The sequence below is a fragment of the Ruegeria atlantica genome (assembly GCF_013032005.1).
GTDB lineage: Bacteria > Pseudomonadota > Alphaproteobacteria > Rhodobacterales > Rhodobacteraceae > Ruegeria > Ruegeria atlantica_A.
Map to the genome: position 1 here is coordinate 746,394 of NZ_WQBE01000001.1, position 26,589 is coordinate 772,982.

Genomic DNA, 26,589 nt, shown 5'->3' on the forward strand with positions numbered 1-26,589 from the left:
CTTTACTGAACATATCTGTACGATATAGCCTAATGTCATTTAAACGTGCTGTTTGGCCGGATTAATTCTGATTATTTCGCTAGATAGCTTGTCATGCAGCGCGTCACTCTTGGATTTTGCGGACCGGCCTCCACTCACTCCAACCTCAGGTCCGTAGGCCCGTTGCGTATCGTGCGTAACGGGCCTTTTTGACGTAACGTCAGCGCCGCTCAGGTGCGACATTTTGTCATGCGCATCGACTCCCGCCATCTCCGTACCCTGATGAAAGGGCCGAGCAGCCGTGAAACCCGAATTACGGAAAGCTGACTGATGTTGAACTGGACTGACCTGCTGCAAGACTGGGATGCTATGTATTCCCGCGCTAAACGGCGTTTTCCGAATCTGCGCGATCAGGACAAGGTGCGGCTGAGCAAAGATCGAAAAGGGTTCGAAGCCTACTTGGCCGAACGCCACCACCTGACCGTAAATGAAGCCCACGAAGAACTTGAGGATTTTCTATTCACCGAAGGTCTGAACCGCGAGTTCAGCCGTTCCTTAAGCAAGTGACGTTACCCACAGGATCGTCGCATCTTCGTCACTGACGGAAATCACGTTGTGACCCATACTGGCGTCGTAATAAGCGCTGTCGCCACGGCGCATTTCGACGGGTTCGTAGAATTCGGTGTACAGTTTCACAACCCCGGTTAGCACATACAGGAATTCTTCGCCGTCATGGCGCACCCAGCCGTCAAATTCGTCCATTGAACGCGCGCGCACGCGAGCCCGATAGGGCAGCATCTGCTTTTTCGTCAGGTTTTCGGCCAGCAACTCGTGCTCGTATGTTCCCGTCGGATGTTCAGCGCCTTCGCCCATGCGGGTGATTGCCATCCGACCGATCACCTGATCACGCTGTGGCGGGGTGAACAGCTGTGGCACCGAAATTTCCAACCCAGTCGCCAGCTTTTTCAGCGCGTCATAAGTGGGCGACATCTGCCCATTCTCGATCTTGCTGAGGGTCGAGCGCGCAAGCCCCGCCTGAGACGCCGCTTGTTCCAGCGTCCAGTTCCGCGCCTTGCGCAGTTGACGCACGCGCGCGCCCAGATCAAGTGGTTCGGGATCGGTGTGCTCACCCGAGTCACGTGCAATGCGGATCAGAGATGGCTGTTCATTAGTGCTCATGCGCCAATCTATAGGACCAGCCTGCCCGGCTTGCAACGCGCCAAGCGCCGCGATAGCCAGTGGCCATGCTTTCTGTTTTCGATCAGGGGCCGCCTCTGGCCTGCCCCGCACCATTCAATCTGGCCGCGCACGTTCTGCGACACGCGGATGACCACCCGGACAAAACCGCCTTGTCGGTTTTATGCAATGACGGGGCGCAGGATTGGACCTATGGCGCATTGAAATCGGCCATTCTGGGCACCGCTACCGGGCTGTTGAAGACCGGATTGAATCCCGGAGACATTGCGTTGATGCGACTGGGGAATACGGTTGATTTCCCCATCGCCTATCTTGGGGCCATAGCTGCCGGGATCGTGCCGGTTCCCACTTCGTCACAGCTGACCGAGCCCGAAACCGCGCGCATGATTTCTGATCTGCAACCCACAGCCATTATACGCGACCCAGTCGTCGCCTGCGCCAATCATCCGCTGCAGATTACGCTGGACGATCTGTCGGGGATGCGCGCACTACCCCCTGCCGAATTCCAACTCGGCGACCCGGACCGGTTGGCCTATGTCGTCTATACCTCTGGCACTTCTGGCAAACCACGCGCTGTGGCCCATGCTCACCGCGCCATCTGGGCGCGCCAGATGATGGTGGATGGCTGGTACGGGTTGCGGGATACGGACCGTCTGTGTCATGCCGGGGCGTTCAACTGGACCTATACTCTGGGCACCGGGCTGATGGATCCCTGGACGATCGGCGCGACCGCGTTGATCCCCGAACCCGGCACCGACTCTGATGCCCTTCCAGAGCTGTTAAGACAACATCGGGCAACGATCTTTGCCGCCGCGCCCGGCGTGTTTCGCAAATTGCTTAAATCCGCCGGTGATCTGCATTTACCGGACCTGCGTCACGGCCTGTGCGCAGGCGAAAAGCTGTCGCGGCACCTTCACGCGCAATGGAGCGACCTGACCGGGACAGAATTGTACGAAGCCTTCGGTATGTCCGAATGTTCGACCTTCATCTCGTCCAGCCCTGCCCATCCGGCGCGGGGCGAGGCGTTGGGGCAACCTCAACCGGGTCGCCGGGTGGCGATATTGGGGACGGACGGACCGGTTCCGCGTGGCCAAGAAGGTACCATTGCCATCCACCGATCCGACCCCGGTCTGATGCTGACCTATCTGAATGCACCTGACGAGGCCAAGGCCCGCATGCAGGGCGACTGGTTTCTGACCGGTGATCAAGGGGCCATGGCGATGGACGGACAGATCACCTATCTGGGCCGCGACGACGATATGATGAACGCGGGTGGCTATCGCGTGTCCCCGGTCGAGGTTGAGGCCGCCCTAACCAAATTCCCCGGCATCGCGCAAGTGGGTGCAGCGGCAGTTGAGGTTAAACAGGACACATTCGTGATAGCCGCTTTCTATACCGGTCCGGAAAAGCTGGACGAAGACGCCCTGCGCACCTATGTCGAGGCAAATCTGGCGCGCTACAAACAGCCCCGCGCGTTCATTCACCTGCCCGAGCTGCCAACCGGTGGTAATGGCAAACTCCTGCGTCGGGCGCTCCCGGCCTATTTCAAGGCGAATACACCATGACCCAGACCGTCAAACTCGACATCATGTCCGACCCGATCTGCCCATGGTGCTATATCGGCAAAACCCACTTGGACAAAGCGCTGGCCGCTATTCCGGACCACCCGTTCGTTATCGAATGGCATCCGTTTCAGTTGAACCCCGACATGCCGAACGAAGGCATGGATCGCCGCGAATATCTGGAGCGCAAGTTCGGCGGCAAAGACGGTGCCGTGCGCGCCTATGCCCCGGTGGTTGAGCATGCGCAGAATGCCGGGCTGAGCATTGACTTCGAAGGGATGAAACGCACACCTAACACGTTGGACGCGCACCGCCTGATCCACTGGGCCGGGATCGAGGGCAAGCAAGACGCAGCCGTAGACGCTCTGTTCGATGCGTATTTCGTGCAGGGACGTGATATTGGCGATCACGAAGTGTTGGCCGATATCGCCGACAGTATCGGCATGGACGCAGCTGTGGTATCGAAACTGCTGAAATCCGACGCTGATCGCGAGGATATCCGCACCCGCGACACCCATTCGCGACAGATGGGGGTAAATTCTGTTCCTACCTTCATTGTGGCCAACCAGCACGCGGTTCCGGGCGCACAACCCCCTGAAATGTGGGAAAAAGTAATCGGTGAGATTATGTCTCAGCTTGAGGCTTCCCCTGCAAAATAGCACAGGTCCCTGTGCAGCCTGCCCCCTAGCGCCTCCTGAAAAGCCGTGATAGCGCAATCAGGTCAGGAGGGCGCCATGGCCAATCGCATGTCTTCGGGAGAGTTCATCGCACTTGTCGCAATGATGTTTGCGACGATTGCGTTTTCGATCGACTCGATGCTGCCTGCTTTGCCCGAGATCGGCGCGCAGCTGAGCCCCGATGATATCAACGACGCTCAGTTGATCCTGACCTCATTTGTTCTGGGCATGGGCATCGGGACATTCTTTGTGGGCCCATTGTCCGACGCGTTTGGGCGCAAGCCGGTGATCTATGTCGGCTCGGCGTTGTACATCTTGTCGGCAGCCGTGGCTTGGGCCAGTTCTTCGCTGGAACTTCTACTGTTCGCGCGGGTGGCACAGGGCATCGGCTGCGCCGCGCCGCGTGTGGTCGCCATGGCGATCATCCGAGACTTGTACTCGGGCCGGGAAATGGCGCGGATCGTCTCTATCGCCATGATGATCTTTACACTGGTGCCCGCCGTCGCCCCGATGCTGGGGGCCGGAATGATCGCCATCGCGGGATGGCGTGGCATCTTTGTTTCGTTCATCCTGTTCTCGGTGATTACCGTGATCTGGCTGGGCTTGCGCCTACCAGAATCGCTGAGGTCGGAAAACCGTCGCCCACTGCGCCTGCCCTTGATGACCGCGGCCGCACGCGAGATGTTCGCCCATCCCACGGTGCGCGTATCAATCTTTGTGCAATCCCTTTGCCTTGGCATGTTGTTCACCATGCTGACCATGGTGCAGCCAGTTTATGATGTGATCCATGACAGCGCCGACAGCTTCCCGTTTTGGTTCGGCTTTGTAGCTTTGATGGCGGGGTCCGCCAGCCTGTTGAACGCCGCGCTTGTGATCCGCGTGGGGATGCGGCGGCTGGTGACATGGGCCCTTGGCGCGCAGATCGCCATCACGATTGGCGTCATCACGCTGAACATGATGCCGCTTTCAGCCAATCTGAACTTTGCGGTGTTCGTCTTCTGGCAGACCTCGATCTTTTTCATGGCTGGCATGACGATGGGCAACCTGAACGCCATTGCGATGGAGCCAATGGGCCATATTGCCGGTATGGCAGCGTCGGTCATCGGCGCGTTTTCGACCGTTCTGGCCGCCGCTATCGCCGCCCCGATCGGTCAAATGTTCGATGGCTCGCTATATCCGCTGACCACCGGCATTCTGGTGATGAGCGTGGCCGGTTTCGGACTGATGCTGCATATGGGCCGGATCGAAAACAGACTGCCTGCCTGACCTGTGCAGCCCGGGTGAATCACGCTAACCTTTCCCTAAGTTAAAGGGATCGTGATGAAAAAGAGCTTTGAGCCTCCAAACCCAAGGTCGCGCAAACCGAATGAGTTTAAGGGCACTTGGAAAGGGCGCAACTACCGTCATGGTGTCCTCAAAGCACTAATTGTAAATTTCTTTGTGTTTTGCATAGTCTTTGCGGCGGTCGCGTACGTCGTTCATCATAGGGAACAAGCAAAGCAGCACCCCAGAGTCTGGACTTTGGGATCACAGTAAAGGGGTTTTCATGGGCGACTATTACGATCTGGGTACGCATTCCTGTCCGGTCAGCACGACCTCAGCCGAGGCCCAGCTTTGGTTCGATCGGGGGCTGGTTTGGACCTATGGCTATAACCATGACGAGGCCGTTGTCTGTTTCCAACGCGCTGCCGAGCATGACCCGGATTGCGCTATGGCCCATTGGGGCATCGCTTATGCCGCCGGTCCGAATTACAACCTGCCCTGGGATTTACGCGACGCGCGTGGTCAGCAGAAAGCGCTCGGGCAAGCCTATGACGCGACACAGCAAGCGGTGGCCCTGTTGGGCACCTGCACCCCCGTTGAACAGGCGCTGATCCACGCCCTGCCCGCCCGTTACCCTCAGCGCGATCCGATCCCGGATATGAACAGCTGGAACCACGATTTTGCAGATGCCATGCGCGCAGCCTTTGCCGACCAACCCGATCACTTGGACCTGCATACAATTTATGTTGAGGCACTGCTGAACCTCACCCCCTGGCAGATGTGGGATCTGAAGACCGGAAAACCTGCCGAAGGTGCCGCCACGCTTGAGGCGCAGAAGGTCCTTGAGGACGCGATGGCAAATGACCCCGCAGCCATGTCGCACCCGGGTTTGCTGCACCTCTATGTCCACCTGATGGAGATGTCTCCGACCCCCGAAAAGGCATTAAAAGCCGGGGATGTTCTGCGCACGCTGGTGCCGGATGCGGGCCATCTGGTGCATATGCCCACCCATATCGATGTGCTGTGCGGGCACTACCACAACGTCGTTTATTGGAACGAAAAGGCCACCATAGCCGATCTAAAATATTACGAGCGCGAAGGCGCGTTCAATATCTACACTGGCTACCGTCAGCACAATTACCATTTCGCCATCTACGGGGCGTTGTTCCTGGGCCAGATGGAACCGGCACTACGCGCCAATCAGGGCCTGTGGGACACAACCCCCGAAGAGATGTTGCGCATCGAAAGCCCACCCATGGCGGATTACTTCGAAAGCTACATGTCCATGGGGCCGCATATCCTGATCCGTTTTGGCCAGTGGGAGGAAGCCAAGGCACTGAAACTGCCCGCAAACCCCGACCTCTATCGCACGTTGACCGCCACCATCCACTATGCTCGCGCCATCGCCCATGCTGCAACCGGTGACGTCGCCGAAGCCGAAGCTGAGGAACAACTGTTCCTGTCGGCCAAGGCCTGCGTGCCCGAAACACGCCTGCTACACAACAACCGCGTCGTTGACCTGCTTGAAATCGCGCGGGAAATGCTGAGTGGAGAGATTGAGTATCGCAAGGGCAACTACGATATCGCCTACGCCCATCTGCGACGCTCGGTCGAGTTGGATGACACGCTGCCCTATGACGAACCATGGGGCTGGATGCAGCCAACCCGCCATGCATTAGGGGCGTTGTTATTTGAACAAGGTCACGTAACCGAGGCTGAAGCGGTCTATCGCGAAGACCTTGGCTTGGGCGGCACCCTCAGCCGTGCTTCGATCCATCCGGACAATGTTTGGAGCCTCAAAGGTCTGCATGACTGCCTGAAGGCGCGCGGCGAAAGTGTTGAAATCGCTCAAATCAAACAACGTCTTGATCTGGCGCTGGCACGTGCCGACCGCGCCGTCGGAGCATCCTGTTTCTGCGCCCAAGCCGCGATGAGGACCGCCGAATGAAATACGCGCTACTGCTGGCTGCCGTGATCTGCGGCCCTGCCGTTGCCGACCGTCAATCTTTTCCGCCGGTCGATCAAGCCGACCGTGATCCGTCTCTGGTGACTTTTCGTGAGGCGTTATTGGCTCAAGTGTCCGCTCGGGATATCGACGCGGTGGTCTCGGCGGCTTGCCCCGACATCTACCTAAGCCATGGCGGCGACGGCGGCCCCGAGGAATTACGTTCCAATCTGACCCTCGACCCGAAAGCCCTGTCGGAAGAACAGCGTGAAAACGCGGATGCGTTACGCGCGCAATACTGGTCTGACCTGGAAACCACTTTGTCTCAGCCCGGTTACTTCGACGAAGAAGGCGAGTTCTGGATGCCGCATCAATGGCAGATCACCCTGCCCGCCTCGCTGGACCCAGAGTTGGCGTTCTTTGTCAAAGGTTCCGATGTATCTCTACGTCAAAGACCGGATCGCAACTCGTCCATCATAAGCCTGATCAGCCACGAAATCGCGATTATACGTGACTATCAAGACGGTGCCGAATATCAGCGCGTCCTGCTGACGGACGGCACGCAAGGTTATATGCACGCCGATTTTCTTTGGCCCATGACCGGCCACCGTGCCGCGTTCGTCAAGTCAGACGCGGGCGACTGGGAGTTGTGTACTTTTGTCAGCGGCGACTAGACCTTCGCCTTTTTCTTCTCTGCCACAACCTTTTCCGCCAGATCGCGGGCAATGGCAAAGGCACCCTTGATCTTGTCGCTGTCCTTTTTCCAGTCGCGGCGCACGACGATCTTGTTGTCCTTGACCTTGGCCAGCCCGCGCTGGTTCTGGATGAACTCGACCAACCCCTGAGGCGAGGCAAACTTGTCATTGTGGAACTGGATCGTCGCACCCTTTGGTCCGCCGTCCAATTTGGCAATGCCCGCACGTTTGCACATCGCTTTGATACGCACGACCAGCATCAGGGTGTTCACCTCTTTTGGCAACGAACCAAAGCGGTCAATCAACTCGGCTGCAAAACCTTCAAGTTCAACCTTGGTCGAAAGCGAGGACAAGCGGCGGTACAGCCCCAGGCGCACATCCAGATCGGGCACATAATCCTCGGGGATCAGAACCGGGACGCCCAGATTGATCTGCGGGGCCCACTGGTCGTCTGCGTCCGATAGACCCTCCATCTCACCGGCTTTGATTTTGGCAATCGCCTCTTCCAACATGGATTGGTACAGCTCGTAGCCCACGTCGCGCATCTGGCCCGACTGTTCCTCGCCCAGCAGATTGCCGGCACCGCGAATGTCCAGATCCTGCGATGCCAGCGTGAACCCCGCCCCCAGTGTATCAAGAGAGCCTAGAACCCGCAGGCGTTTCTCGGCGGTGGCCGTCAATCGCTGGCGCGGTTTGGTGGTCAGATAGGCATAGGCGCGGGCCTTTGATCGCCCCACCCGTCCGCGGATCTGGTAAAGCTGCGCCAGACCGAACATATCCGCGCGATGCACGACCATTGTGTTGGCCGTCGGAATATCCAGCCCACTTTCCACAATCGTCGTTGCCAACAGCACATCATACTTCCCGTCATAGAAGGCATTCATGCGGTCATCGAGTTCGCCCGCCGCCATTTGCCCATGCGCGACAACGTAAGTCAGTTCCGGTAGTTGCTCCTTCAGGAATTCCTCAATCTCGGGCAGGTCCGAAATACGCGGGACCACATAAAAACTTTGCCCGCCGCGATAATGTTCGCGCAGCAGCGCCTCGCGCACCGTGACCGCATCGAATTCGCTGACATAGGTGCGGATGGCCAGACGGTCGATGGGCGGCGTGCCGATGATTGACAGATCACGCACACCTGTCAGCGACAATTGCAGCGTCCGCGGTATCGGCGTCGCGGTCAGGGTCAGCACGTGAATGTCCGAGCGCAGTTGTTTGAGGCGCTCTTTGTGACCCACCCCGAAATGCTGTTCCTCATCGATGATCAGCAGCCCGAGGTTGTTGAACCGAATCCCCTTGGCCAGCAGCGCATGGGTGCCGACCACGATGTCCACTGTGCCTCGCGCCAACCCATCGCGGGTTTGTTGCGCCTCTTTCGCCGAGACAAAACGCGACAGCTGCCGAACCTCAAGCGGGAATCCCCGGAATCGTTCCTTGAACGATGCCGCGTGCTGTCGGGCCAGCAGCGTCGTAGGGGCCACAACGGCCACCTGCACGCCCGACATCGCGGCGACAAAGGCAGCACGCATGGCGACCTCGGTCTTGCCAAAGCCGACATCGCCGCAAATCAGACGATCCATTGGCGCGCCCGAGTGCATGTCTTCCATCACATCGGAAATCGCGCGCAGCTGATCATCAGTTTCCTGATACGGAAAACGCGCGCTGAACTCCTCCCACGCATGGGGCGGCGGGTCCATCACCGGAGCTTTACGCAGCGCCCGCTCAGCAGCGATGCGGATCAGCTTGTCCGCCATCTCGCGAATGCGCTCTTTCAGCTTGGCCTTTTTGGCCTGCCATGCACCGCCGCCCAGACGATCCAGAAGACCTTCGTCGTGCCCGTATTTCGACAGCAGCTCGATGTTTTCGACCGGCAGGTACAGCTTGGACTGTTCGGCATATTCCAACAAAAGGCATTCATGGGCTGCGCCCGCCGCCGTCACGACCTCCATCCCCATGTAGCGGCCAATCCCGTGGTCCACATGCACCACAAGATCGCCGGGTGATAGCGATTGGGTTTCGGTTAGGAAGTTCTCGGCCTTTCGACGTTTCTTGGGTTGGCGGATCAGGCGGTCGCCCAGAACATCTTGTTCAGCGATCACCGTCAGATCCGACGTTTCGAACCCATGCTCCAACGCCCAAACGGCCAGGTGCAGCCCGCGTTTACCGACGCGAGTGCCGTCGGAAACGGGGATTGCCTCAGCCAGACCTTCGTCTTCGATCAATCCGGTCAGGCGTTCACGCGCACCCTCGGAATAAGACGCGATCAGGACCGGCCCTTTGTCCATCTTGTCTGTGATATGACTGGCCAGCGCGCCAAAAAGGCTGATGCTTTCCTGCTGTCGTTCGGGTGCAAAATTCCGCCCGATCCGTCCACCAGCGTCGATCACGCCGGGGCCGCTGGCCTGCGGCAACGGACTGAATTGCAAAACGCGCCGATCACCCACCGCCTGCTCCCATGCAGCATCGTCTAGATACAACAATCCGGGCGGCGTAGGTTTATAAACCGTGTCCATGCGCGAGCGGTTTTCCAGTGCCAACCGCCGAGTTTCGTACTGATCCTCAATCGATTCCCACCGGGCCAAGCGCGTGGGCGTGACCTGATCGTCCAACGAGATCGCGGCACCAGGCAGATAGTCGAACAGCGTTTCAAGCTTTTCGTGAAAAAACGGCAACCAGTGTTCCACGCCTTGATGCTTGCGGCCAGCGCTGACCGCCTCGTACAGCGGATCATCGGTGCCCGCCGCGCCGAATTCGATGCGATAGTTCTGGCGGAATCGTGTGATGGCGGCGTCATCCAGAATGACCTCGGACACCGGGGCCAGTTCAACCACGTCCAGCTTTTCGGTCGTGCGCTGCGACACTGGGTCAAACCGGCGCGCACCGTCCAGCACATCACCGAACAGGTCCAGCCGAACCGGGCCGGATTCGCCCGGAGGGAAGATGTCGATAATGCCGCCGCGGATCGCGTAGTCTCCGGGCTCCATAACCGTCGGGCTTTGCGTGAAACCCATGCGCACCAAAAAGTTCCGCAATGCTGTTTCGTCGACACGGTGGTTGACCCGGGCAGTAAACGCGGCCTCGCGCAGCACATCGCGCGCTGGCACTCGTTGGGTCGCGGCGTTTAGCGTGGTCAACAACACAAACCGTTCGGGCATCTGATGCACCAGCGCGGCCAGTGTTGCGACCCGCGCCGCAGCGATATCCGCGTTCGGCGACACCCGGTCATACGGAAGGCAATCCCAGCCGGGGAAGACGAACACCGGCATGTCCGGGGCGAAAAAGGCAAGTGCTGCCCGCATTGCCTCCATCCGCTTGTCATCGCGCGCGACGTGGCAAACCGGCCCGGCGGATCGCGTGATCTCGTTCAGGACAAGTTGTGCGTCAAACCCCTCAGGGGCGCCGCCGACTGTTACGTGGTTCGGAGCCGTCATTCCCTCGCCTTTCCGAATTTCCTAACCCAGAACACCAATCGAAAAGTTCTGATACATGCCCCAAAGCGACGTGATCAAGATCGAGATCATGCCGATAATCTGCGTATAAATCCGGCAGCGGGTCAAAATCTTGCCGGTAAATTCCAATGTCCCGTCGCCGGCCTGCAGCTTTCGCGCCGCCGAAATGTTGATCAGCATCACAATACAGACCGGGAATAACAACAAGAACACAGCCTGCGCGAATTCAACCCCGTAAACGAACCCAAGCATCGCCAGACCGGTGAAGATGAAACAGCTCAACCCGAGAATGGCCAGCCCCGATACCTCAACGATATACAGTATCCGGTTTCTGTTGATCCGCACGATGTCCAGAAAATCACGCTCGGCCTCGCCGCCGACACGGCGCGCGCGCACCAGCAGATCATAGGGCACACCCAGCGTCCAGTGGCTTGTGGACGACCACAGCACGGCCAGCCCGATCCAATACCACAGATTCGAAAAGCTGCGCATGTCGATAATTTCGAAAAGCGTAGAGAATAAGTCCAAGCGTCAGCCCTTTGTTCACTGTCCTTAGGGGCCTTCACTGCGCAGGCGCGACCATCGTTACCCTTGAGACCACGTGGAATTCATGCCACCCAATGCGGGAATATTCAAGGAGAGCGCGACATGAAGCCGACCATCGCCCCCTATCCCCTGACCCGTTTCCGCCGGGCGCGCCAATCTCAGGCCGTGCGCGCCCTTGTTCGGGAAAATATGCTGACCACAGATGATTTGATCTGGCCGGTTTTTGTGCGCGACGGCGAGGGTGTGGAAGAGCCCGTGCCCTCGATGCCCGGTGTGGTGCGCCGGTCGGTGGACCTGATAGCTAAGGCCGCAGTTGAGGCGCAGGCGTTGGGAATCCCAGCGATCTGCATCTTTCCCTACACCGACGCCAACCTGAAAACCGAGGATTGCGCCGAGGCCTGGAACCCCGACAATCTGTCCAACCGAGCCATCCGCGCCATAAAGGCCGCAGCCCCGGATATCGCGGTAATGACCGATGTGGCATTGGACCCGTACAACATCAACGGTCACGACGGCTATGTCATCGAAGGCGAAATTGTGAACGACAAGACGATCGAGGCGTTGGTCAGGATGACGTTGGCGCAGGCTGAGGCAGGTGCCGATATCATCGGTCCGTCCGACATGATGGATGGGCGGATCGGTGAAATGCGCCGGGCGTTGGAATCTGCTGGGCACCAGAACGTGATGATCCTCAGCTATGCCGCGAAATACGCCAGCGCCTTTTACGGACCCTTCCGTGATGCGGTCGGTGCTTCGGGCGCGCTTACGGGCGACAAGAAGACCTATCAAATGGATCCGGCCAATTCGAACGAAGCCCTGCGCCTGATCGAACGCGACCTGACCGAAGGTGCGGATATGGTGATGATCAAGCCCGGCATGCCCTATCTGGATATCTGCCGACGGGTAAAGGACACCTTTGGCGCGCCGACATATGCCTATCAGGTGTCGGGTGAATACGCGATGATACAGGCCGCGGCACAGAACGGTTGGATCGATGGTGACAGGGTGATGCTGGAAAGCCTGTTGGCCTTCAAGCGCGCTGGCTGCGACGGCATCCTCACCTATTTCGCCCCACAGGTCGCGCGCGCCTTGCAAGGCTAATGCCCCCAATTGTCGCAATTTTTCGCCGATTGTGATCCGCTGTCACTCAGCTTTCCCGTGACACGCGACGGCAATCGGCGTATTCTTGCACATAAGATCGGGAACACCCGACATATCAGGCAGTCATACAGAGAAAAAAAGACATGAGCAGTTCCAATGCACCCCAACTAAGCCGTCGTGGCTTTGCCTTTGGCATGGCCGGTTTGACGGTAACCGCAGCTTGCGGCAACGGTGTCGGCAATTCCAACGCCGCCACCATCGATGCCCGCGTCGATGCCACACTGACCGAAATGTATGCGAAATATCCCAACACGGTTGAGATCGCAAACAAAGCCAACGGCATGTTGATCATGCCCCTGATCACCGACGCCGGATTAATCTTCTTTGGTGGCGCCTACGGCCAAGGCGCTTTGCGCATTCAGGGCGCAACGGTTGATTACTATTCTGCAATTTCCGGAACTGCCGGCCTGCAAATCGGCGCGCAACAATATGCACATGTCCTGTTCTTCATGACCCAGGACGCACTGAACGATTTCCGCCGTTCCAGCGGATGGACTGCCGGTGCCGATATTGGCTATGTGGTTGATGCAACTGGAAACTCCCTGTCCACTGACACAACGACTCTGCGTTCGCCTGTGCTGGCGGTGGTATTCGGCCAAGCCGGTTTGAAATTCGGCGCCACTGTCGAAGGCACCAAATACACGCGGATCATTCCTTAAACATCGGACTACCACTCCCCCCTCATTAGTCCCCGCCACAGGTTCCCAGCTGCGGCGGGGTTTTTCATTTATAGCGCTGTAAACACGAATATTCCCGGGCTGTTCCTCTTTCGGTCGATCCAGCCATCATCTAGTCTGACCTCAATCGGAATAGGATCAGGATTGTAGGCCGCAGATGGGATTTGTTTTTCGCTGGCTCGTACGCATTACAACGGGTCTGGTCCTGCTGGCTTTGGCCGCTGTGGCATTGGTGTATTTCCTGGCGAGCCAGTCCCTGCCGGATTACGATCAAACGGTCGAGGTTCGGGGGCTGAACGCCCCGGTCGAGATCATCCGCGATACCGCCAATGTCCCTCATGTCCTGGCCGAAAATGACCCGGATGTGTTCTTCGGTCTGGGCTATGCCCATGCGCAGGACCGTCTGTGGCAGATGACGGTCATGCGCCGTACCGCCCAGGGGCGCCTGTCGGAAATTTTCGGCGCGCGTACCGTCCACGTCGACAAGCTGCTGCGCCGACTGGACCTTTACGGTCTGGCCCACCGCTCGGTCGAGGCCCAGGACGATTACACCAAAGCCGCCTTGCGCGCCTATGCCGCCGGGGTGAACGCGCGGCTGGATGAGATCAACGAAGCCGCCCTTGGCCGTGGTGCGCCCGAGATGTTTTTGTTCAACGCGCCCGTTTCGCCCTGGCAACCGGGCGATAGCATTGCGGTGATCAAGCTGATGGGTCTGCAACTGTCGGGCCATCTTGAGGACGAAGTGCTGCGTGCCCGTACTTCATTAATGCTGAACGATCCGGCGCGGTTGACTGATATCCTGCCGAATGTGCCGGGGGCCGGTATTGCTGCCCTGCCAGAATATGCCGCTTTGTTTCCAGGGCTGCCCCGTTACGCCCGCGGCACGCCTATGCCCGACACGCCGCTGTCGCCTTTTCCGAAACGAGGATTGGCCGGAGCGTCCAATGCCTGGACCGCCGCGCCCTCACGCTCGGCCAGTGGGGGAACGTTGTTGGCCAATGACCCGCATCTAGGGTTCACTGCCCCCGGTGTCTGGTATCTGGCGCGGCTGGAGTTGGCCAAAGGTGGCGTGATTGGTGCAACTATTCCCGGTGTTCCTGCCATCATGACCGGGCGCAGCGATCGTTTGGGCTGGGGTCTGACGTCGTCCTACCTGGACGATCAGGACGTACATATCGAGCAGTTAAACCCCGACAACACCGAGGAATATCTGTCGCCGGATGGCTTCAAAAAGTTCCGCACCCGCCCCTCGATTATCGAGATCAAGGACGAGACCCCCATCACCCTAACCCTGCGTTGGACGGAAAATGGCCCGGTCCTGCCTGGAAGTCACTACAATCTGGAAACGATCACGCCTCCGGGTCATGTCGCCTCGTTGTCTTGGACGGCGCTCAGCCCGCGCGACACGTCGATGACGGCGTCTATGTCCCTGATGAATGCCGACACTGTTCGCGAGGCCATTGATGTGGGCGAGCTGTTCATTTCGCCCTCGCAAAACCTGTCGCTGGTCGACAAGGACACGATCGGTCTGAAATTGATTGGCGCAATGCCCAAACGCGACCTGCGCAACCAAAGCCGTGGCCGCATCCCAACACCCGGTTGGCTGGCCGAAAACCTCTGGCAAGGTCGCCTGCCCTATGCCGACAATCCCGAATTCGTGGCCCCCGCAGGTGGTATTCTGGGCAACACAAACAACAAGATCATCGACCGCCCCTTCCCCTTGCATGTCTCGTATGAATGGGGCGACACCCAGCGCGTTCATCGCTGGGAACGCCTGATGCAATCGCGCGAGGTTCACACGCGCGACAGCTTTATCGAGGCGCAACTGGATACCGTCAGCTTTACTGCCCGCTCATTGCTGCCGCTGATCGGCGCGGATCTTTGGTTTACCGGCGCATCCGCCCCCGAAGGCACCCCGGAACGTCAGCGCCAGATCGCCCTGTCCCTGCTGGCCGAATGGAATGGTGAGATGAACGAGCACCTGCCCGAACCGCTGATCTATGCCGCGTGGCTAAGGGCGCTGCAAATACGTCTGATCTCGGACGAGCTGGGCCCACTGGCCGCCGAATACAAACATGTCGAGCCGCTGTTCATCGAGCGTGTCTATCGCAATATCGATGGCGCGTCGGTCTGGTGTGACGTCCGTCAAAGCGCGCCCTCTGAGACCTGCACCGACATGGCGCGGCTGGCGCTGGACGATGCGCTGATCTGGATCGCCGAAAACTATGGAACCGCACTGCAATCCCTGCGCTGGGGCGATGCGCATCAGGCAACACACGATCACCCGGTACTGGGCTCGGTTCCGGTTTTGCGGTTCTTCGTCAATATCCGGCAATCTACCAGCGGCGGCGACAACACCCTGCTACGCGGGCGTACCTCGGGCGAGGGCAAGGACCCGTTTCAGAACGTACATGGAGCAGGTTATCGCGGTGTTTATGACTTTGCGGACCCGGACAGCTCGGTGTTTATTACGGCAACCGGCCAGTCGGGCCATTTCCTGTCGCGCTATTATGATGATCAGGCTCAGCTATGGCGGCGAGGCGAGTATATCCCGATGTCACTGGACCTGGATTTGGCGCGCGCTGCGGCGGTCGGAGTGACCAACCTGATCCCGCGCTGAATTCCGCTGTTTCGGCAAGACCTTGCCCCCTGCTACCCGCCCCCGTGGACGCCGAGTGCCGTTTTCGCATACGATCTGTCAGCGGATTATGTGGGACCGGGGGCACAAATGGCGAGTATTCGGGATAGGCTGAACAACCTTGCGCGCGACTATGCAATCGCCTGGAGTTCGGGTGATCATAATGCGGTCGCCAGCTTTTTTGCCGCCGACGGGCAGATATCCATGAACCGGGCTGAACCGCTGAAAGGCCGCGCCGCGATCGCCGAAATGGCCCGTGGATTTCAATCAGACTTTCCTGATCTTGAGCTACGCTGCGATATGATGCGATGGGCTGGGCCCCACGCTATCTTTGTTTGGACCTTCGAAGGCCACCATACCAAAACCGGCAATCTCGTCGTCACACGGGGCTGGGAAGAATGGGACCTGACCGAAGACCACAAAGTTCTATCCTCGCAAGGCTGGTTCGACGTCGAGGATATGCAGCGTCAGATTGATGGGGGTTGATTGCTAAATCCCGGCGAATTGCGCCGCCTGCCTGTCCGTCCACAATACAGTGATTTCGAACCCGTCTTCGGTCTGTTTTTCGGACCGCACGACATCCTGTCGAAACAGCCAGGCGCGCCTGTTGCCCTCGGCAAATCCCAAAGACAGTATCTCTTCGTGTCGCGCACCCTGCAGCTTGGTTGCAATCTCGGCCAGCAGAGGGTCTACCCCTTCGCCGGTTACCGCCGAAATGGCGAATATCGACGGATCACGTTTGGCTCGTTTAAACGCGGCCTCGCGTTCGTCGCCATTCAGTAAGTCGATCTTGTTCCACACCTCCAGCCGGGGGCGTTCTTCGTCGACGCCCAAAGAGGTCAAAATCGCCTCGACATCCTGCGCCTGTGCATCGGATTCCTCATGGCTGATGTCGCGTACGTGGACAACGATATCGGCGCCCAGAACTTCTTCGAGTGTCGCCCGGAAAGCCGCGACCAGTTCGGTCGGCAGGTTTGAGATGAAACCCACCGTGTCCGACAGGATCACCTCAGGACCGTCGGGCAACTCAACGCGGCGCATGGTCGGGTCCAGCGTGGCAAACAGCATGTCCTTGGCCATCACCTCGGCCCCGGTCAGACGGTTGAACAGTGTGGATTTCCCGGCGTTTGTATAGCCCACCAGGGCCACAATCGGATACGGTACCTTGGCACGGGCTGCGCGGTGCAGCGTGCGGGTTTTGACAACTTTTTGCAGCTGCCGCCGCAGACGCACCAGTTGTTCATCAATCGCACGGCGGTCGGCCTCGATCTGAGTTTCACCGGGACCGCCCACAAACCCCAATCCGCCCCGCTGACGTTCCAAGTGTGTCCAGGCCCGCACCAGCCGCGTTCGTTGATAGCTGAGCGCCGCCATCTCGACCTGCAACACACCTTCGCGGGTGCGGGCGCGGTCGCTGAAAATCTCAAGGATCAGGCCAGTTCGGTCGAGGATTTTGACCTTCCAAGCCTTCTCAAGGTTGCGCTGTTGCACGGGTGAAACCGACCCGTCGATCAGAACCAATTCGATTTCATTGTCATGAAGCCGCTCGGCCAGTTCCTCAATCTTGCCGCTGCCGAACAGCAACCCCGGCTGGGCGCGTTGCAAGCGCACAATTTCAGACCCGATCACATCCAAATCGGGCAAAGCGGCAGCCAGCGCCACCGCCTCGTCCAGCGCTGGTTCGGGGACGCGGCGCTGTTCATCAGATTTGATTTCCGGATGCAGCACCCAAGCCCGGGTGCGCGTCCTATCGTGTTCCATCAAGAGGCGTCTTCGCCCTCATACAGGCTGATCGGCTGCGACGGCATGATGGTCGAAATCGCATGCTTATAGACCAGCTGCGACTGTCCGTCGCGGCGCAGCAGCACACAGAAATTATCGAACCAGGTGATCACACCCTGCAATTTCACACCGTTGATCAGGAATATTGTGACCGGGACCTTTGCTTTCCGTACATTGTTCAGGAACGCGTCCTGCAGATTCTGTCTGTCCGAAGCCATATTTTATTATCTCGCCATTGTTCTTGCTACGCGCTGCGGACCAACGCGCTCCCTCCGCAGGAGTATGGAGTGCTGCGCACAGATATTCCAGATGAAAAATCAGTGAATTCTGGAATGCCGAAGCTTAATCGCGCCAAAGGGTTGGCGTAATCAGGGCAATGATCGCAAGTGTTTCCAGCCGCCCGATCACCATTGCCGCACACATTGTTAGTTTGGCTCCAAGTGACAGGTCCACAAGTCGGATGGGAATATCCGTGGCCAGTTCAATCACCGGACCCGTCGTGCTAAGCGCCGCAACGGTCAGGACCATGGCCTGTTCGAACCCTGCCCCCATCATCGCCAGCAGCAGATTGAACAAGGCGGCCGTCAGTGCGAACATCATCAAAAAGATCCAGGCGATAAAGGCTCCGTCACTTTGAATGCGTCGGTTACCACCCCCTACGCCGCTGACCGATGAGGGGTAGATCAGCCGGTCAATCTCACGCGCTCCGTTCAGGTACAAAGCAAATACCCGCAGCAGTTTGACGCCGCCCGCCGTGGTTGCGACTCCCCCGCCGATCAGGGCCAGCCCCATAAGGATCAGGCCGGGCGTCCCCAGCCCCGACAATTGCTGTGCATCATTCCAGTTGGCGCTTTCGAACCCGGCCGTTGTCAAGAAAGCCAGTGCCGTGAACACCATACCCCAGAACACATACACCGCATCAATCGGGCTCAGTGTCCCGCCGATTTCATTGACGCCCGCCCACACACGAAAAAACAAAAGCGTTGCAACGGCGATGACGATCAGCAGACCGATCCGAAACTCTGGGTCCTTGTCCAGCCGCGAATACCCGGTGGTGGCGGTATCCGTGGAAAAGGTCAGTCGGGACAGGGCAAAGAACAGGAACAAGAATATGATCGCCTCGCCCGTGAAACCAGCCTGTGCGCCCTCAAGCCCACCGACCGGAGAGATTCCGGACGTGGCCATGGTGGACATCGCATGACAGATGGCGGTCAGTCCTTGCTCACCTGCGATCAGCAGCAACAGCCAGATCACCGCCGTCAGACCTGTATAAACTGGCGTCAGCGTGCGAGTCACTCGGATCAATCGTCCACGCGGGTCAACCTTTTCACTTTGTGCAACACCAGAGACCGGACGGCCGGGTTGCCCACGTGCGGTCACCTCGAACCCGCCCAACGACAGCGGTGCAAGAATCGCGGCGGCCGAAATCCACATCAGCAAGCCGCCCATCCAACCCACCAGCGCCCGCCAAAGGTGCAGCGGGGCCGTAAGGCGATCAGGGTCTGGGAAAATGTCAGCGCCCGTAGTTGTCAGCGCACTGACCATGTCGAAATAGGCGTTCAAGAAAGTGGTATTGCCCAACGCATCGTGCAGCGGAATGGCAAGAAACAAGGGCAGTACCGTAAAACACCCCAACAACACGGCCAACTGCCCCAACGTGCCCCTTCGCGGCACCCGGTTCGATGACGCCAACCCGACCGAGGCCACCACGAACAGCCCTAACAAACCGGAATAGAAGAACGACCGCGACGTGTCATGATCATCCAGCGCCAGCGCATAGATCGCCGGCACCCACATCGACAGCGAAAACACCGCCCAGATCAGCAGGAACAGCGGCAAGCGCCGCACCAAACCGATCTGCTGTGTTCGCGCGCGCATCATCAGAAGAAATCGATCGAAACCTGCAGCAACCGCTCGACCTCAGGCACATCCTTAGCCATGGCAAAGATCGCCACGACATCTTTTTCCTCGATCCGCAGACTGCCAGTGGGGCGCAGCACCTCATCCCCCTTGCGCACGGCACCCACCAGAACGCCTTCGGGGAAATCAATGTCGCGCAGTTTTTGCCCGGCCAGCGGCGAGGTCGACAGCACCTCGGCCTCGATCACCTCGGCCTCGGCATCCCCAATGGAGTAGACCTGCCGCACCCGCCCGTGGCGAATGTGACGCAGGATTGAGCTGACGGTCGTTGCGCGCGGGTTGATATAGGCATCGATCCCCAGAGGGCCCATCAACGCCACCATAGTGGGGTCATTGATCAACGCAATCGCCAGCGCACAGCCTTCGGCTTTGGCGCGCACCGCGGCCAGCATGTTGGCCCGGTCATCATCGGTAACCGCCAGCATCGCATCGGCCCGTTCGATGCCCGCCTCGCGCAACAGTGCGGCATCCAGCCCGTCGCCATTCAGAACAATCGTTCGTTCCAATGCTTCAGCGGCATGTTCGGCACAGCTGCGATCCCGTTCGATGATTTTGGCGCGCACTCGGCTTTCACGCTCTTCCAGCGTGCGCGCAACCTCAAGCCCGACGTTACCGCCACCGACGATCACGACGCGGTCTTGTTTCTTTTGGGTCTTGCCAAAGACCTCCATCGTGCGATCAACGTCCTGAACATTGCTGAAGACATAACATTCATCTCCAACGAACAACTGGTCCTCGGATTCCGGAGCAAACAGGCTGCCGTCGCGCCGAACCCCCACGACAATAGAGCTGAGTGTTGAAAACAGATCTGTCAGTTGCCGTAGCGGCGTATTGACGATGGGACAGTCTTCTTCGATGCGGATGCCCAGCAACTGGGCTTTACCATCCATGAACATTTCCGTGTCAAAGGCCGAAGGTGCGGACAGGCGGCGCATGGCGGCGGCGGCCACCTCGCGCTCAGGGCTGATCACCACGTCGATGGGCAGGTGATCGCGACGAAACAGGTCCGAGTGGATGGCCTGAAGATAGGATTTCGAGCGCAAGCGCGCGATCTTGCGCTGGATCGAGAAAATAGAGTGCGCCATCTGACAGGTGACCATATTCACCTCATCCGAATGGGTCGCGGCAATGATCATGTCGGCGTCACGGGCGCCCGCCCGCTCTAGCACGTCCGGATAACTGGCAAACCCTGCAATCCCCTGCACATCCAGCGTTTCGGTCGCGCGACGCACCAGGTCAGGGTTGTTGTCCACCACCGTCACATCGTTCAGCTCGCCCGAAAGGTGCCGTGCAATCTGCCAGCCGACCTGACCCGCACCGCAAATGATGACCTTCATGTTTTTGGCCCTTCTGCCTGAAATCTTTGAATGACAGATGCCCCCAAAGCGGTCAATTGAATTGTCATACCGGCAAAGCTAAGGCAAGATAAGCCTATGAAATCAGTACTTCGTTTGATTATTCCATTGATGGCCTTGTCCGCATGCGAAGGCCCCCTTTCACTGTATTATCGTGAAGGTGAGAGCGTTACGCGCCTTCAAGCCGAGACCACTCAATGTCAGGTTAAGGCGCTGGAAGAGGTTCCGGTGGCCACTCAGATACGTCAAAGCCCGCCCACGTATTGGCCCGGGCGCACCTATTGTGATGGGCGGGGGCGCTGTTACCGCTCGCCCGGCTGGTGGCAGCCCGGTCAGGTCTACAGCGTCGATGCAAATCAAGGATTGCGCAATCAGGTCGAGGCCCAGTGCATGGCCAAAAAAGGATTTCGCCCGATCAGCCTGCCGCCTTGCAAGCAGAACGTGAAATCACGGGTGCCCGCCGAGGCCACCACGACATTGCCACCGATAGGCACCCAATCGTGCTATGTGAAATTCGACAACGGGTCGTTCCAGATCATCGATCCCGGTCAGGCGGGGTAACGGCCCGGCGGATTATTCCGCCGGCTCCGGTTCGTCCAGTTGTGCCACTCGCGCGCCCGATTTGTTCGAGGTCACAACCCCCAGCGATTTTAGTTTGCGGTGCAGCGCGCTGCGCTCCATCCCGACAAAGCTGGCGGTACGGCTAATATTGCCGCCAAAGCGGTTGATCTGGGTCAGCAGGTATTCCCGCTCGAACGCCTCTCGGGCTTCGCGCAGGGGCAAGGTTGCCAGCGCACCCGATAGCACCACACGACCCGAGTCGTCGGTCTTTTCTTCTTCGGCGGGCAATTCCTTGGCCTCGATCGGGCCAGAATCGTCCCCCAGGATCAGCACGCGTTCAATCAGGTTCTTGAGCTGCCGCACATTACCTGGCCAGGTCATGGTCTGTAACAGCGCCACCGCCTCTTCCGAGATCTCACGCATCGCGAGCCCCTGCGTTTCATTACACATCTCAATGAAATGCTGCGCCAGAACCGGGATATCCTCGCGCCGTTCTTCCAGCGACGGCACCGCAATCGGCACCACGTTCAGGCGGTGATACAGTTCTTCGCGGAACCGATCGGCGGCGATTTCCGTTTCAAGATCGCGGTTGGTTGATGAGATTACCCGCAGATCAACCCGCACCTTGTCCGACCCACCAACACGTTGGAATTGCTGATCGACTAGCACACGCAATATCTTGGACTGCGTGCCCATCGGCATATCGGCCACCTCGTCGAAGTAGACCACACCGCCATGGGCCTCTTCCAACAGGCCGGGCTCGATGCCGCGTTCCGAGGATTCGCGGCCAAACAGAACTTCTTCCACACGCTCAGGTTCAACCCCGGCGCAGTTCACGGTCACAAAGGGCGCATTGGCGCGGTTGGAATGCGCGTGGATATATCGCGCAGCGATTTCCTTGCCCGATCCGGCAGGGCCGCTCAGCATCACACGACCGTTCGACTTGGTCACCTTGTCCAACTGGCTTTGCATCGCGCGGAAAGACGCGGACTTGCCGATCATATCCGAATTGGTGACCTCTTTGCGCTTCAACGAGGCATTCTCGCGACGCAGGCGCGAGGTTTCCATGGCGCGTCGGATCACCACCATCAACTGGTCGATATTAAAGGGCTTTTCGATAAAGTCATACGCCCCTTGCTTGATCGCCGCCACGGCAATTTCAATGTTTCCATGGCCGGAAATAATCACCACCGGCACGTCGGGGTTGTCGCGTTTCACCGCCTTCAGAATGTCGATCCCGTCCATGCGGCTGTCTTTCAGCCAGATATCCAGTATCAACAGCCCCGGCGGTTCAGAATTGATTTCGGCCATGCACTCGTCCGAGTTGCCAGCCAGCCGGGTTGAATAGCCTTCATCCTCCAGAATGTCGGACACCAGCTCGCGAATATCGCGTTCGTCATCTACGATCAGAATGTCACTCATCTTTGGCCTGCTTTCAGTTTGTTTGTATGAATTGCCTGCTTCTGTGGCGCTGCGGTCGGAGAGAGATTTCCCCCCGGTAAACGGATCACGGCCATCGCACCAAAATGGTCCTGTCCGTCAAAGACGGGTGCATCTTCCAGAGTGAGCGCCCCGCCATGTTCTTCGATAATCTTTTTGACGATGGGCAGGCCCAAACCTGTGCCCTCGTCCCTTGTGGTCACATACGGCTCGAACAGTCGCGCCCGGTCTTCGGGCAGTCCAATGCCGTTGTCTGCGATGGTAATCACCGTACCCGCGTCATCGCTGATCACGTCCACCTTTATCTGTGGCTTCAGGTTTTCTGGTGGGCCTTTTTGTTTCAGTGTTTCAATGGCCTCACCGGCATTCTTGATCAGATTAGTCAGAGCCTGATTCAGCATCGTGGCGTCCACATCCGTCAATATCGGTTGATCCGGCAGCGTTGCATCGATTTGCACGTCCGGCTGCCCGGCCTGCTGCAATAGTACTGCCTCGCGCACCAGTCCGACGACGTCTTCTTCGCGCCTGTCTGGTTCCGGCATCCGTGCGAATTTCGAAAACTCGTCCACGATCCGCCGTAGATCATTTGTCTGCCGCACGATAACGTCGGTCATGGATTCAAGGCTATCGCAATCCTCTTCATCCAACTTGCGTGCGAATTTGCGTTTAATCCGTTCCGCACTCAGCTGGATTGGCGTCAGCGGGTTCTTGATCTCGTGCGCGATCCGCCGCGCGACGTCGCCCCAAGCGGCCATCCGCTGCGCACTGACCAGATCGGTCACATCATCGAAAGCAACCACATAACCCTCAAGCCCGCCATCTTCGCCACGGCGGGTCGCCATGCGGACCAGCAGGTTTTCAAGTTGACCTTTGCGGGTGACCTTGATCTCACCCTGCACGGCCTCTTGCCCACTTTCCTTTAGGCTTTCGAACAGCGGTAGGAACTCCGGCACCGCAATTCCGATGGCAAGCTGCTCATCCACGCGCGTCCAGTCTAGCAACCGCTCGGCCGAACGGTTCACGAATGTCACGCAGCCATCTGGGTCAACACCAACCACGCCCGAGGTCACCGAGCTAAGCACAGAATCGAACAAACGCCGACGGCGTTCAATCTGGCGGGTATTCTCAAGCAACGTGTCGCGCTGCCCTTTAAGTTGTCGCGTCATCTGATTGAAATAACGGCCTAACATTGCAATTTCATCATCGTTGGCCTCTTCGATCACCTGCACACTCAGATCACCCGCACCAACGCGTTGAGCAGCCGTGGTCAATCGACCCACCGGGCGCGAGAGGCGTTCGGCGAACCACATGCCCAGCGACATGGCCGCCAGAATAAGGATCACTGCAAAGCCCAGATACAGCAGTCCGAATTCGAACAGCACCCTGCCCCGTTCGCTTTCCAACTGTTGGTAGAATTGCGCCGTTTCCTTGGTATCGTCCAGCAGCGTCAATAGCTGTCCATCCACCTCGCGGCTGACATACAGATACCGGTCCAGATAAGCCTGCAATGGAACAAGCGCGCGGAATTCATTATTTTGCCAATCGGCGATGATCAGGACGCCGTCATCCGTGGCCTGAATCATTTGTTCAGGTGTAGGGGCCTCGAAATCGAATAGATAAGAACGATCCCCGCGCGACTTGATTTCGCCAATACCATCAATGACATACGCCTCTCGCAGACCACGTTGAATCTGCGCTTGTCCTTGCGCAAGAACTTCGCGCAGCTCCGCGTCCGAAATGTAAAAGTCACGGTTACGCGCATTATCCAGATACCGCGCAAGTATGGTTGCGTCCTGCGTCAGACCCTGGCGGTGTTCCAACTCGTACGCCTCGGCCGCGGTCAGGGACGAGCCCACCACCTGACGTACGCGATCCGAAAACCACCCTTCCAGACCGATATTCACCGTCAAGCCAGCAAAGATCGCAACGGTTACGGTCGGCACCAGTGCCAACAGCGTGAAAGCGCCAATCAATCGAAGGTGTAGACGGGAGCCCGCGGATTTCGCCCGGCGCGCCGCGATCAGGTTGAAGACCTGCCCCAGAACAAGGGCGGCCACGACCAGCACATAAACCAAATCTGCCAGAAGGATCAGGCGCAGCGTTGGGGCCGTTGCCCCCAGATCAAAAGGACCGATGACAAGATAGGTCGACAACGCCAGCGCAGGGCCCAGAAGAACCAGCCCCAAAGTGCCGAAATTGCGCAGTTTACGGGATTTCCGCCACCGATTTATCGCTGGAATCGGCCCGCTCTGTGCCCGGGTTGCCACCGTCTGCCCTCATCCTGATGTGTCGCTTGCGCGACGTACCGCCATATGTCGTGGTCCTTGCCGGGTGAGAACCCAGATGCCACGATTTGTGTGGCGATATTACATCAGTTTGCGCCGACGTGTCACCTGAATATCGAGATCTGTAATCTTTTTCCGCAACGTATTCCGGTTAATCCCCAGCAGATCCGCACATTTCGCCTGATTTCCGCCGGTTGCGTCCAAAGCCTGTTCTATCAGTGGCGCCTCGACCTCGCGCAAAATCCGCTGATACAGGCCCGGAGGCGGTAAGAGATTTCCGTGAAGGTCGAAATATCGGCGCAAATGACGGGCAACTGAGGCCGATAATTTCTCACGTTCGCCGTCGCCAAGAATCGGTTCGGCCTCGGGCTGGCTGCCCAGAACCATTTCGACCTCAGATTTGGTAATCTCGTCGGTGCGGCTGGTCAGGCTCAGACGGCGCACGGCGTTTTCCAGCTGCCGCACATTGCCCGGCCACGAATAACGTCGAAACAGCTCTACAGCATCAGGGCTGAGCCAGCGTTTGGCGCCATGCTCACGCTCTTCGCGCGCCAGAAAGTGATCGGCCAACAAGATGATGTCGTCCACCCGCTCGCGTAAGGCGGGCACATGCACCGTGGCGCCGCACAGGCGGTAATACAGGTCCTGGCGCACCCGCCCATTTTCCATTGCTTCTGTCAGGTCCGACTGGCTGGTGGCCATGAAGCGCGGAACGTGATCGCCGGGCGTATCCATCATGCGCACGATGCGTGCCTGCAATTCGTCTTCGATATCAGCAATCTCATCGATCAACAGTGTGCCGCCACGTACGCGCGCCATGATGCGTGCGGGCCCTTCCAGATCGCGCAGGTCCACCGCAGTGGCGGTTACAAACGGCAATGTGCGCCGATCCGAAAAATCATGAATAGCTCGTGCAATCAATGATTTACCTGTGCCACTATCCCCAGATATCATCACGGACAAATCGGTATTCATCACCCGGGCGACCAACCGGTACAACGCCTGCATCACCGGCGTACGCCCAACAAGGGGCAGTTCTTCCGGGCGATCTTCGGAAACTTCGATCGCTTCGGTCTGCACATGTTGCTTCTGCTCAAGCGCCCGAGCGGTCCGCTTCATCAGATCGGGCAGATCGAAGGGCTTGGGCAAGTAGTCATAAGCATCCGCCTCAGCCGCCTGAATCGCCGTCATGATCGTGTTCTGGGCCGAGATCACGATGACCGGCAAACCGGGTCGATCTTGCGAGATTTTCGGTAGCATCTCCAGCCCGTTACCGTCTGGCATGACCACGTCAGAGATCACGACGTCGCCTTTGCCTTCGCCAACCCAGCGCATCAACGTGGTCAGCGACGAGGTCGCGTGTACTTTGCACCCCGCCCGCGTCAGGGCCTGCGTCAGAACAGTGCGGATCGTGCGGTCGTCATCTGCAACCAGTACTGTACCATCCATCGGGTGCT

Annotated in this window: 21 protein-coding genes; 11 read left to right on the forward strand and 10 right to left on the reverse strand. The window is 58.5% G+C overall.

The genetic code is table 11. The features are described 5' to 3' along the window. The first annotated feature begins 309 nt into the window (after window positions 1–309). Complete coding sequence (locus GOX21_RS03670) at window positions 310–546, forward strand: hypothetical protein (protein ID WP_170348869.1); 237 nt, start codon at window positions 310–312, stop codon at window positions 544–546. Here the strand turns inward: GOX21_RS03670 and GOX21_RS03675 are convergent. Next, window positions 535–1,158 (reverse strand): helix-turn-helix domain-containing protein, encoded by a 624-nt coding sequence (locus GOX21_RS03675; RefSeq protein WP_170348870.1) that lies wholly within the window; start codon window positions 1,156–1,158, stop codon window positions 535–537. The two genes, GOX21_RS03670 and GOX21_RS03675, sit on opposite strands and share 12 nt — an antisense overlap. 65 nt (window positions 1,159–1,223) lie before the next feature. Here GOX21_RS03675 and GOX21_RS03680 point away from each other — a divergent pair, with 65 nt between their 5' ends. The 5 genes from GOX21_RS03680 (at window position 1,224) to GOX21_RS03700 (ending at window position 7,297) form a co-directional block, all read left to right on the forward strand. Next, the gene (locus GOX21_RS03680) at window positions 1,224–2,741 is read left to right on the forward strand and encodes a class I adenylate-forming enzyme family protein (protein ID WP_170375548.1); all 1,518 of its coding nucleotides are present in this window, start codon (window positions 1,224–1,226) and stop codon (window positions 2,739–2,741) included. Continuing rightward, entirely contained in the window at window positions 2,738–3,397 is a 660-nt protein-coding gene (locus GOX21_RS03685) for a DsbA family oxidoreductase (protein ID WP_170375550.1), read from the forward strand. The genes GOX21_RS03680 and GOX21_RS03685 overlap by 4 nt, the downstream gene beginning before the upstream one ends. Before the next feature lie 75 nt (window positions 3,398–3,472). Continuing rightward, window positions 3,473–4,681, forward strand: coding sequence for a multidrug effflux MFS transporter (locus tag GOX21_RS03690; protein ID WP_170375553.1), 1,209 nt, complete (start codon window positions 3,473–3,475; stop codon window positions 4,679–4,681). 280 nt (window positions 4,682–4,961) lie between these two features. Beyond that, a complete protein-coding gene (locus tag GOX21_RS03695; protein WP_170375555.1) occupies window positions 4,962–6,626 on the forward strand; it encodes a tetratricopeptide repeat protein in 1,665 nt (554 codons plus the stop codon). After that, window positions 6,623–7,297 carry an SH3 domain-containing protein gene (locus GOX21_RS03700; RefSeq protein WP_170375558.1) on the forward strand — a complete coding sequence of 225 codons (675 nt, stop codon included), beginning with the start codon at window positions 6,623–6,625 and terminating at the stop codon, window positions 7,295–7,297. The genes GOX21_RS03695 and GOX21_RS03700 overlap by 4 nt, the downstream gene beginning before the upstream one ends. On the opposite strand, the gene mfd is transcribed toward GOX21_RS03700, so the two are convergent. Both mfd and GOX21_RS03710 read right to left on the reverse strand, forming a co-directional pair. Beyond that, window positions 7,294–10,749, reverse strand: coding sequence for a transcription-repair coupling factor (gene mfd, locus GOX21_RS03705; protein ID WP_170375560.1), 3,456 nt, complete (start codon window positions 10,747–10,749; stop codon window positions 7,294–7,296). The genes GOX21_RS03700 and mfd overlap by 4 nt on opposite strands. 21 nt (window positions 10,750–10,770) lie before the next feature. Further along, window positions 10,771–11,295: a component of SufBCD complex gene (locus tag GOX21_RS03710; protein ID WP_170375562.1), complete on the reverse strand. Its 525-nt coding sequence runs from the start codon at window positions 11,293–11,295 to the stop codon at window positions 10,771–10,773. 120 nt (window positions 11,296–11,415) lie between these two features. Between GOX21_RS03710 and hemB the strand changes: the two genes are divergently transcribed. From hemB to GOX21_RS03730, 4 genes are all read left to right on the forward strand, one after another. Next, complete coding sequence (gene hemB / locus GOX21_RS03715; protein ID WP_170375563.1) at window positions 11,416–12,414, forward strand: porphobilinogen synthase; 999 nt, start codon at window positions 11,416–11,418, stop codon at window positions 12,412–12,414. A 143-nt stretch (window positions 12,415–12,557) separates the two neighbouring features. Continuing rightward, on the forward strand, window positions 12,558–13,133 hold the full coding sequence (locus GOX21_RS03720) for a YSC84-related protein (protein ID WP_170348879.1): 576 nt from the start codon (window positions 12,558–12,560) through the stop codon (window positions 13,131–13,133). Between the two features lie 175 nt (window positions 13,134–13,308). After that, on the forward strand, window positions 13,309–15,771 hold the full coding sequence (locus GOX21_RS03725; RefSeq protein ID WP_170375564.1) for a penicillin acylase family protein: 2,463 nt from the start codon (window positions 13,309–13,311) through the stop codon (window positions 15,769–15,771). A gap of 108 nt (window positions 15,772–15,879) precedes the next feature. Continuing rightward, window positions 15,880–16,275 carry an SgcJ/EcaC family oxidoreductase gene (locus tag GOX21_RS03730; RefSeq protein WP_170348881.1) on the forward strand — a complete coding sequence of 132 codons (396 nt, stop codon included), beginning with the start codon at window positions 15,880–15,882 and terminating at the stop codon, window positions 16,273–16,275. A 3-nt stretch (window positions 16,276–16,278) separates the two neighbouring features. Here GOX21_RS03730 and hflX read toward each other — a convergent pair whose 3' ends face one another. The 4 genes from hflX to trkA form a co-directional block, all read right to left on the reverse strand. Then, a complete protein-coding gene (gene hflX, locus GOX21_RS03735; protein WP_170375565.1) occupies window positions 16,279–17,550 on the reverse strand; it encodes a GTPase HflX in 1,272 nt (423 codons plus the stop codon). Further along, on the reverse strand, window positions 17,550–17,789 hold the full coding sequence (hfq, locus tag GOX21_RS03740) for an RNA chaperone Hfq (protein WP_010440340.1): 240 nt from the start codon (window positions 17,787–17,789) through the stop codon (window positions 17,550–17,552). The genes hflX and hfq overlap by 1 nt, the downstream gene beginning before the upstream one ends. 124 nt (window positions 17,790–17,913) lie before the next feature. Continuing rightward, a complete protein-coding gene (locus tag GOX21_RS03745) occupies window positions 17,914–19,452 on the reverse strand; it encodes a TrkH family potassium uptake protein (protein WP_170348883.1) in 1,539 nt (512 codons plus the stop codon). Then, window positions 19,452–20,828: a Trk system potassium transporter TrkA gene (gene trkA, locus GOX21_RS03750; protein ID WP_170375566.1), complete on the reverse strand. Its 1,377-nt coding sequence runs from the start codon at window positions 20,826–20,828 to the stop codon at window positions 19,452–19,454. The genes GOX21_RS03745 and trkA overlap by 1 nt, the downstream gene beginning before the upstream one ends. Window positions 20,829–20,924: 96 nt before the next feature. Here trkA and GOX21_RS03755 point away from each other — a divergent pair, with 96 nt between their 5' ends. Then, the gene (locus GOX21_RS03755; protein WP_170375567.1) at window positions 20,925–21,407 is read left to right on the forward strand and encodes a hypothetical protein; all 483 of its coding nucleotides are present in this window, start codon (window positions 20,925–20,927) and stop codon (window positions 21,405–21,407) included. Between the two features lie 12 nt (window positions 21,408–21,419). Here GOX21_RS03755 and ntrX read toward each other — a convergent pair whose 3' ends face one another. The 3 genes from ntrX to GOX21_RS03770 form a co-directional block, all read right to left on the reverse strand. After that, window positions 21,420–22,829 (reverse strand): nitrogen assimilation response regulator NtrX, encoded by a 1,410-nt coding sequence (ntrX, locus tag GOX21_RS03760; protein WP_170348886.1) that lies wholly within the window; start codon window positions 22,827–22,829, stop codon window positions 21,420–21,422. Beyond that, the gene (locus GOX21_RS03765; protein WP_170358731.1) at window positions 22,826–25,114 is read right to left on the reverse strand and encodes a sensor histidine kinase NtrY-like; all 2,289 of its coding nucleotides are present in this window, start codon (window positions 25,112–25,114) and stop codon (window positions 22,826–22,828) included. The genes ntrX and GOX21_RS03765 overlap by 4 nt, the downstream gene beginning before the upstream one ends. Window positions 25,115–25,213: 99 nt before the next feature. After that, complete coding sequence (locus GOX21_RS03770) at window positions 25,214–26,581, reverse strand: response regulator (RefSeq protein ID WP_170375568.1); 1,368 nt, start codon at window positions 26,579–26,581, stop codon at window positions 25,214–25,216. Window positions 26,582–26,589 lie beyond the last annotated feature (8 nt).

Excerpts from the sequence above, each read along its gene's own strand:
- GOX21_RS03670 (WP_170348869.1), top strand. The coding sequence starts at position 310 with ATGTTGAACTGGACTGACCTGCTGCAAGACTGGGATGCTATGTATTCC.
- GOX21_RS03675 (WP_170348870.1), bottom strand. The coding sequence starts at position 1,158 with ATGAGCACTAATGAACAGCCATCTCTGATCCGCATTGCACGTGACTCG.
- GOX21_RS03680 (WP_170375548.1), top strand. The coding sequence starts at position 1,224 with ATGCTTTCTGTTTTCGATCAGGGGCCGCCTCTGGCCTGCCCCGCACCA.
- GOX21_RS03685 (WP_170375550.1), top strand. The coding sequence starts at position 2,738 with ATGACCCAGACCGTCAAACTCGACATCATGTCCGACCCGATCTGCCCA.
- GOX21_RS03690 (WP_170375553.1), top strand. The coding sequence starts at position 3,473 with ATGGCCAATCGCATGTCTTCGGGAGAGTTCATCGCACTTGTCGCAATG.
- GOX21_RS03695 (WP_170375555.1), top strand. The coding sequence starts at position 4,962 with ATGGGCGACTATTACGATCTGGGTACGCATTCCTGTCCGGTCAGCACG.
- GOX21_RS03700 (WP_170375558.1), top strand. The coding sequence starts at position 6,623 with ATGAAATACGCGCTACTGCTGGCTGCCGTGATCTGCGGCCCTGCCGTT.
- mfd (WP_170375560.1), bottom strand. The coding sequence starts at position 10,749 with ATGACGGCTCCGAACCACGTAACAGTCGGCGGCGCCCCTGAGGGGTTT.
- hemB (WP_170375563.1), top strand. The coding sequence starts at position 11,416 with ATGAAGCCGACCATCGCCCCCTATCCCCTGACCCGTTTCCGCCGGGCG.
- GOX21_RS03720 (WP_170348879.1), top strand. The coding sequence starts at position 12,558 with ATGAGCAGTTCCAATGCACCCCAACTAAGCCGTCGTGGCTTTGCCTTT.
- GOX21_RS03725 (WP_170375564.1), top strand. The coding sequence starts at position 13,309 with ATGGGATTTGTTTTTCGCTGGCTCGTACGCATTACAACGGGTCTGGTC.
- GOX21_RS03730 (WP_170348881.1), top strand. The coding sequence starts at position 15,880 with ATGGCGAGTATTCGGGATAGGCTGAACAACCTTGCGCGCGACTATGCA.
- hflX (WP_170375565.1), bottom strand. The coding sequence starts at position 17,550 with ATGGAACACGATAGGACGCGCACCCGGGCTTGGGTGCTGCATCCGGAA.
- hfq (WP_010440340.1), bottom strand. The coding sequence starts at position 17,789 with ATGGCTTCGGACAGACAGAATCTGCAGGACGCGTTCCTGAACAATGTA.
- GOX21_RS03745 (WP_170348883.1), bottom strand. The coding sequence starts at position 19,452 with ATGATGCGCGCGCGAACACAGCAGATCGGTTTGGTGCGGCGCTTGCCG.
- trkA (WP_170375566.1), bottom strand. The coding sequence starts at position 20,828 with ATGAAGGTCATCATTTGCGGTGCGGGTCAGGTCGGCTGGCAGATTGCA.
- GOX21_RS03755 (WP_170375567.1), top strand. The coding sequence starts at position 20,925 with ATGAAATCAGTACTTCGTTTGATTATTCCATTGATGGCCTTGTCCGCA.
- ntrX (WP_170348886.1), bottom strand. The coding sequence starts at position 22,829 with ATGAGTGACATTCTGATCGTAGATGACGAACGCGATATTCGCGAGCTG.
- GOX21_RS03770 (WP_170375568.1), bottom strand. The coding sequence starts at position 26,581 with ATGGATGGTACAGTACTGGTTGCAGATGACGACCGCACGATCCGCACT.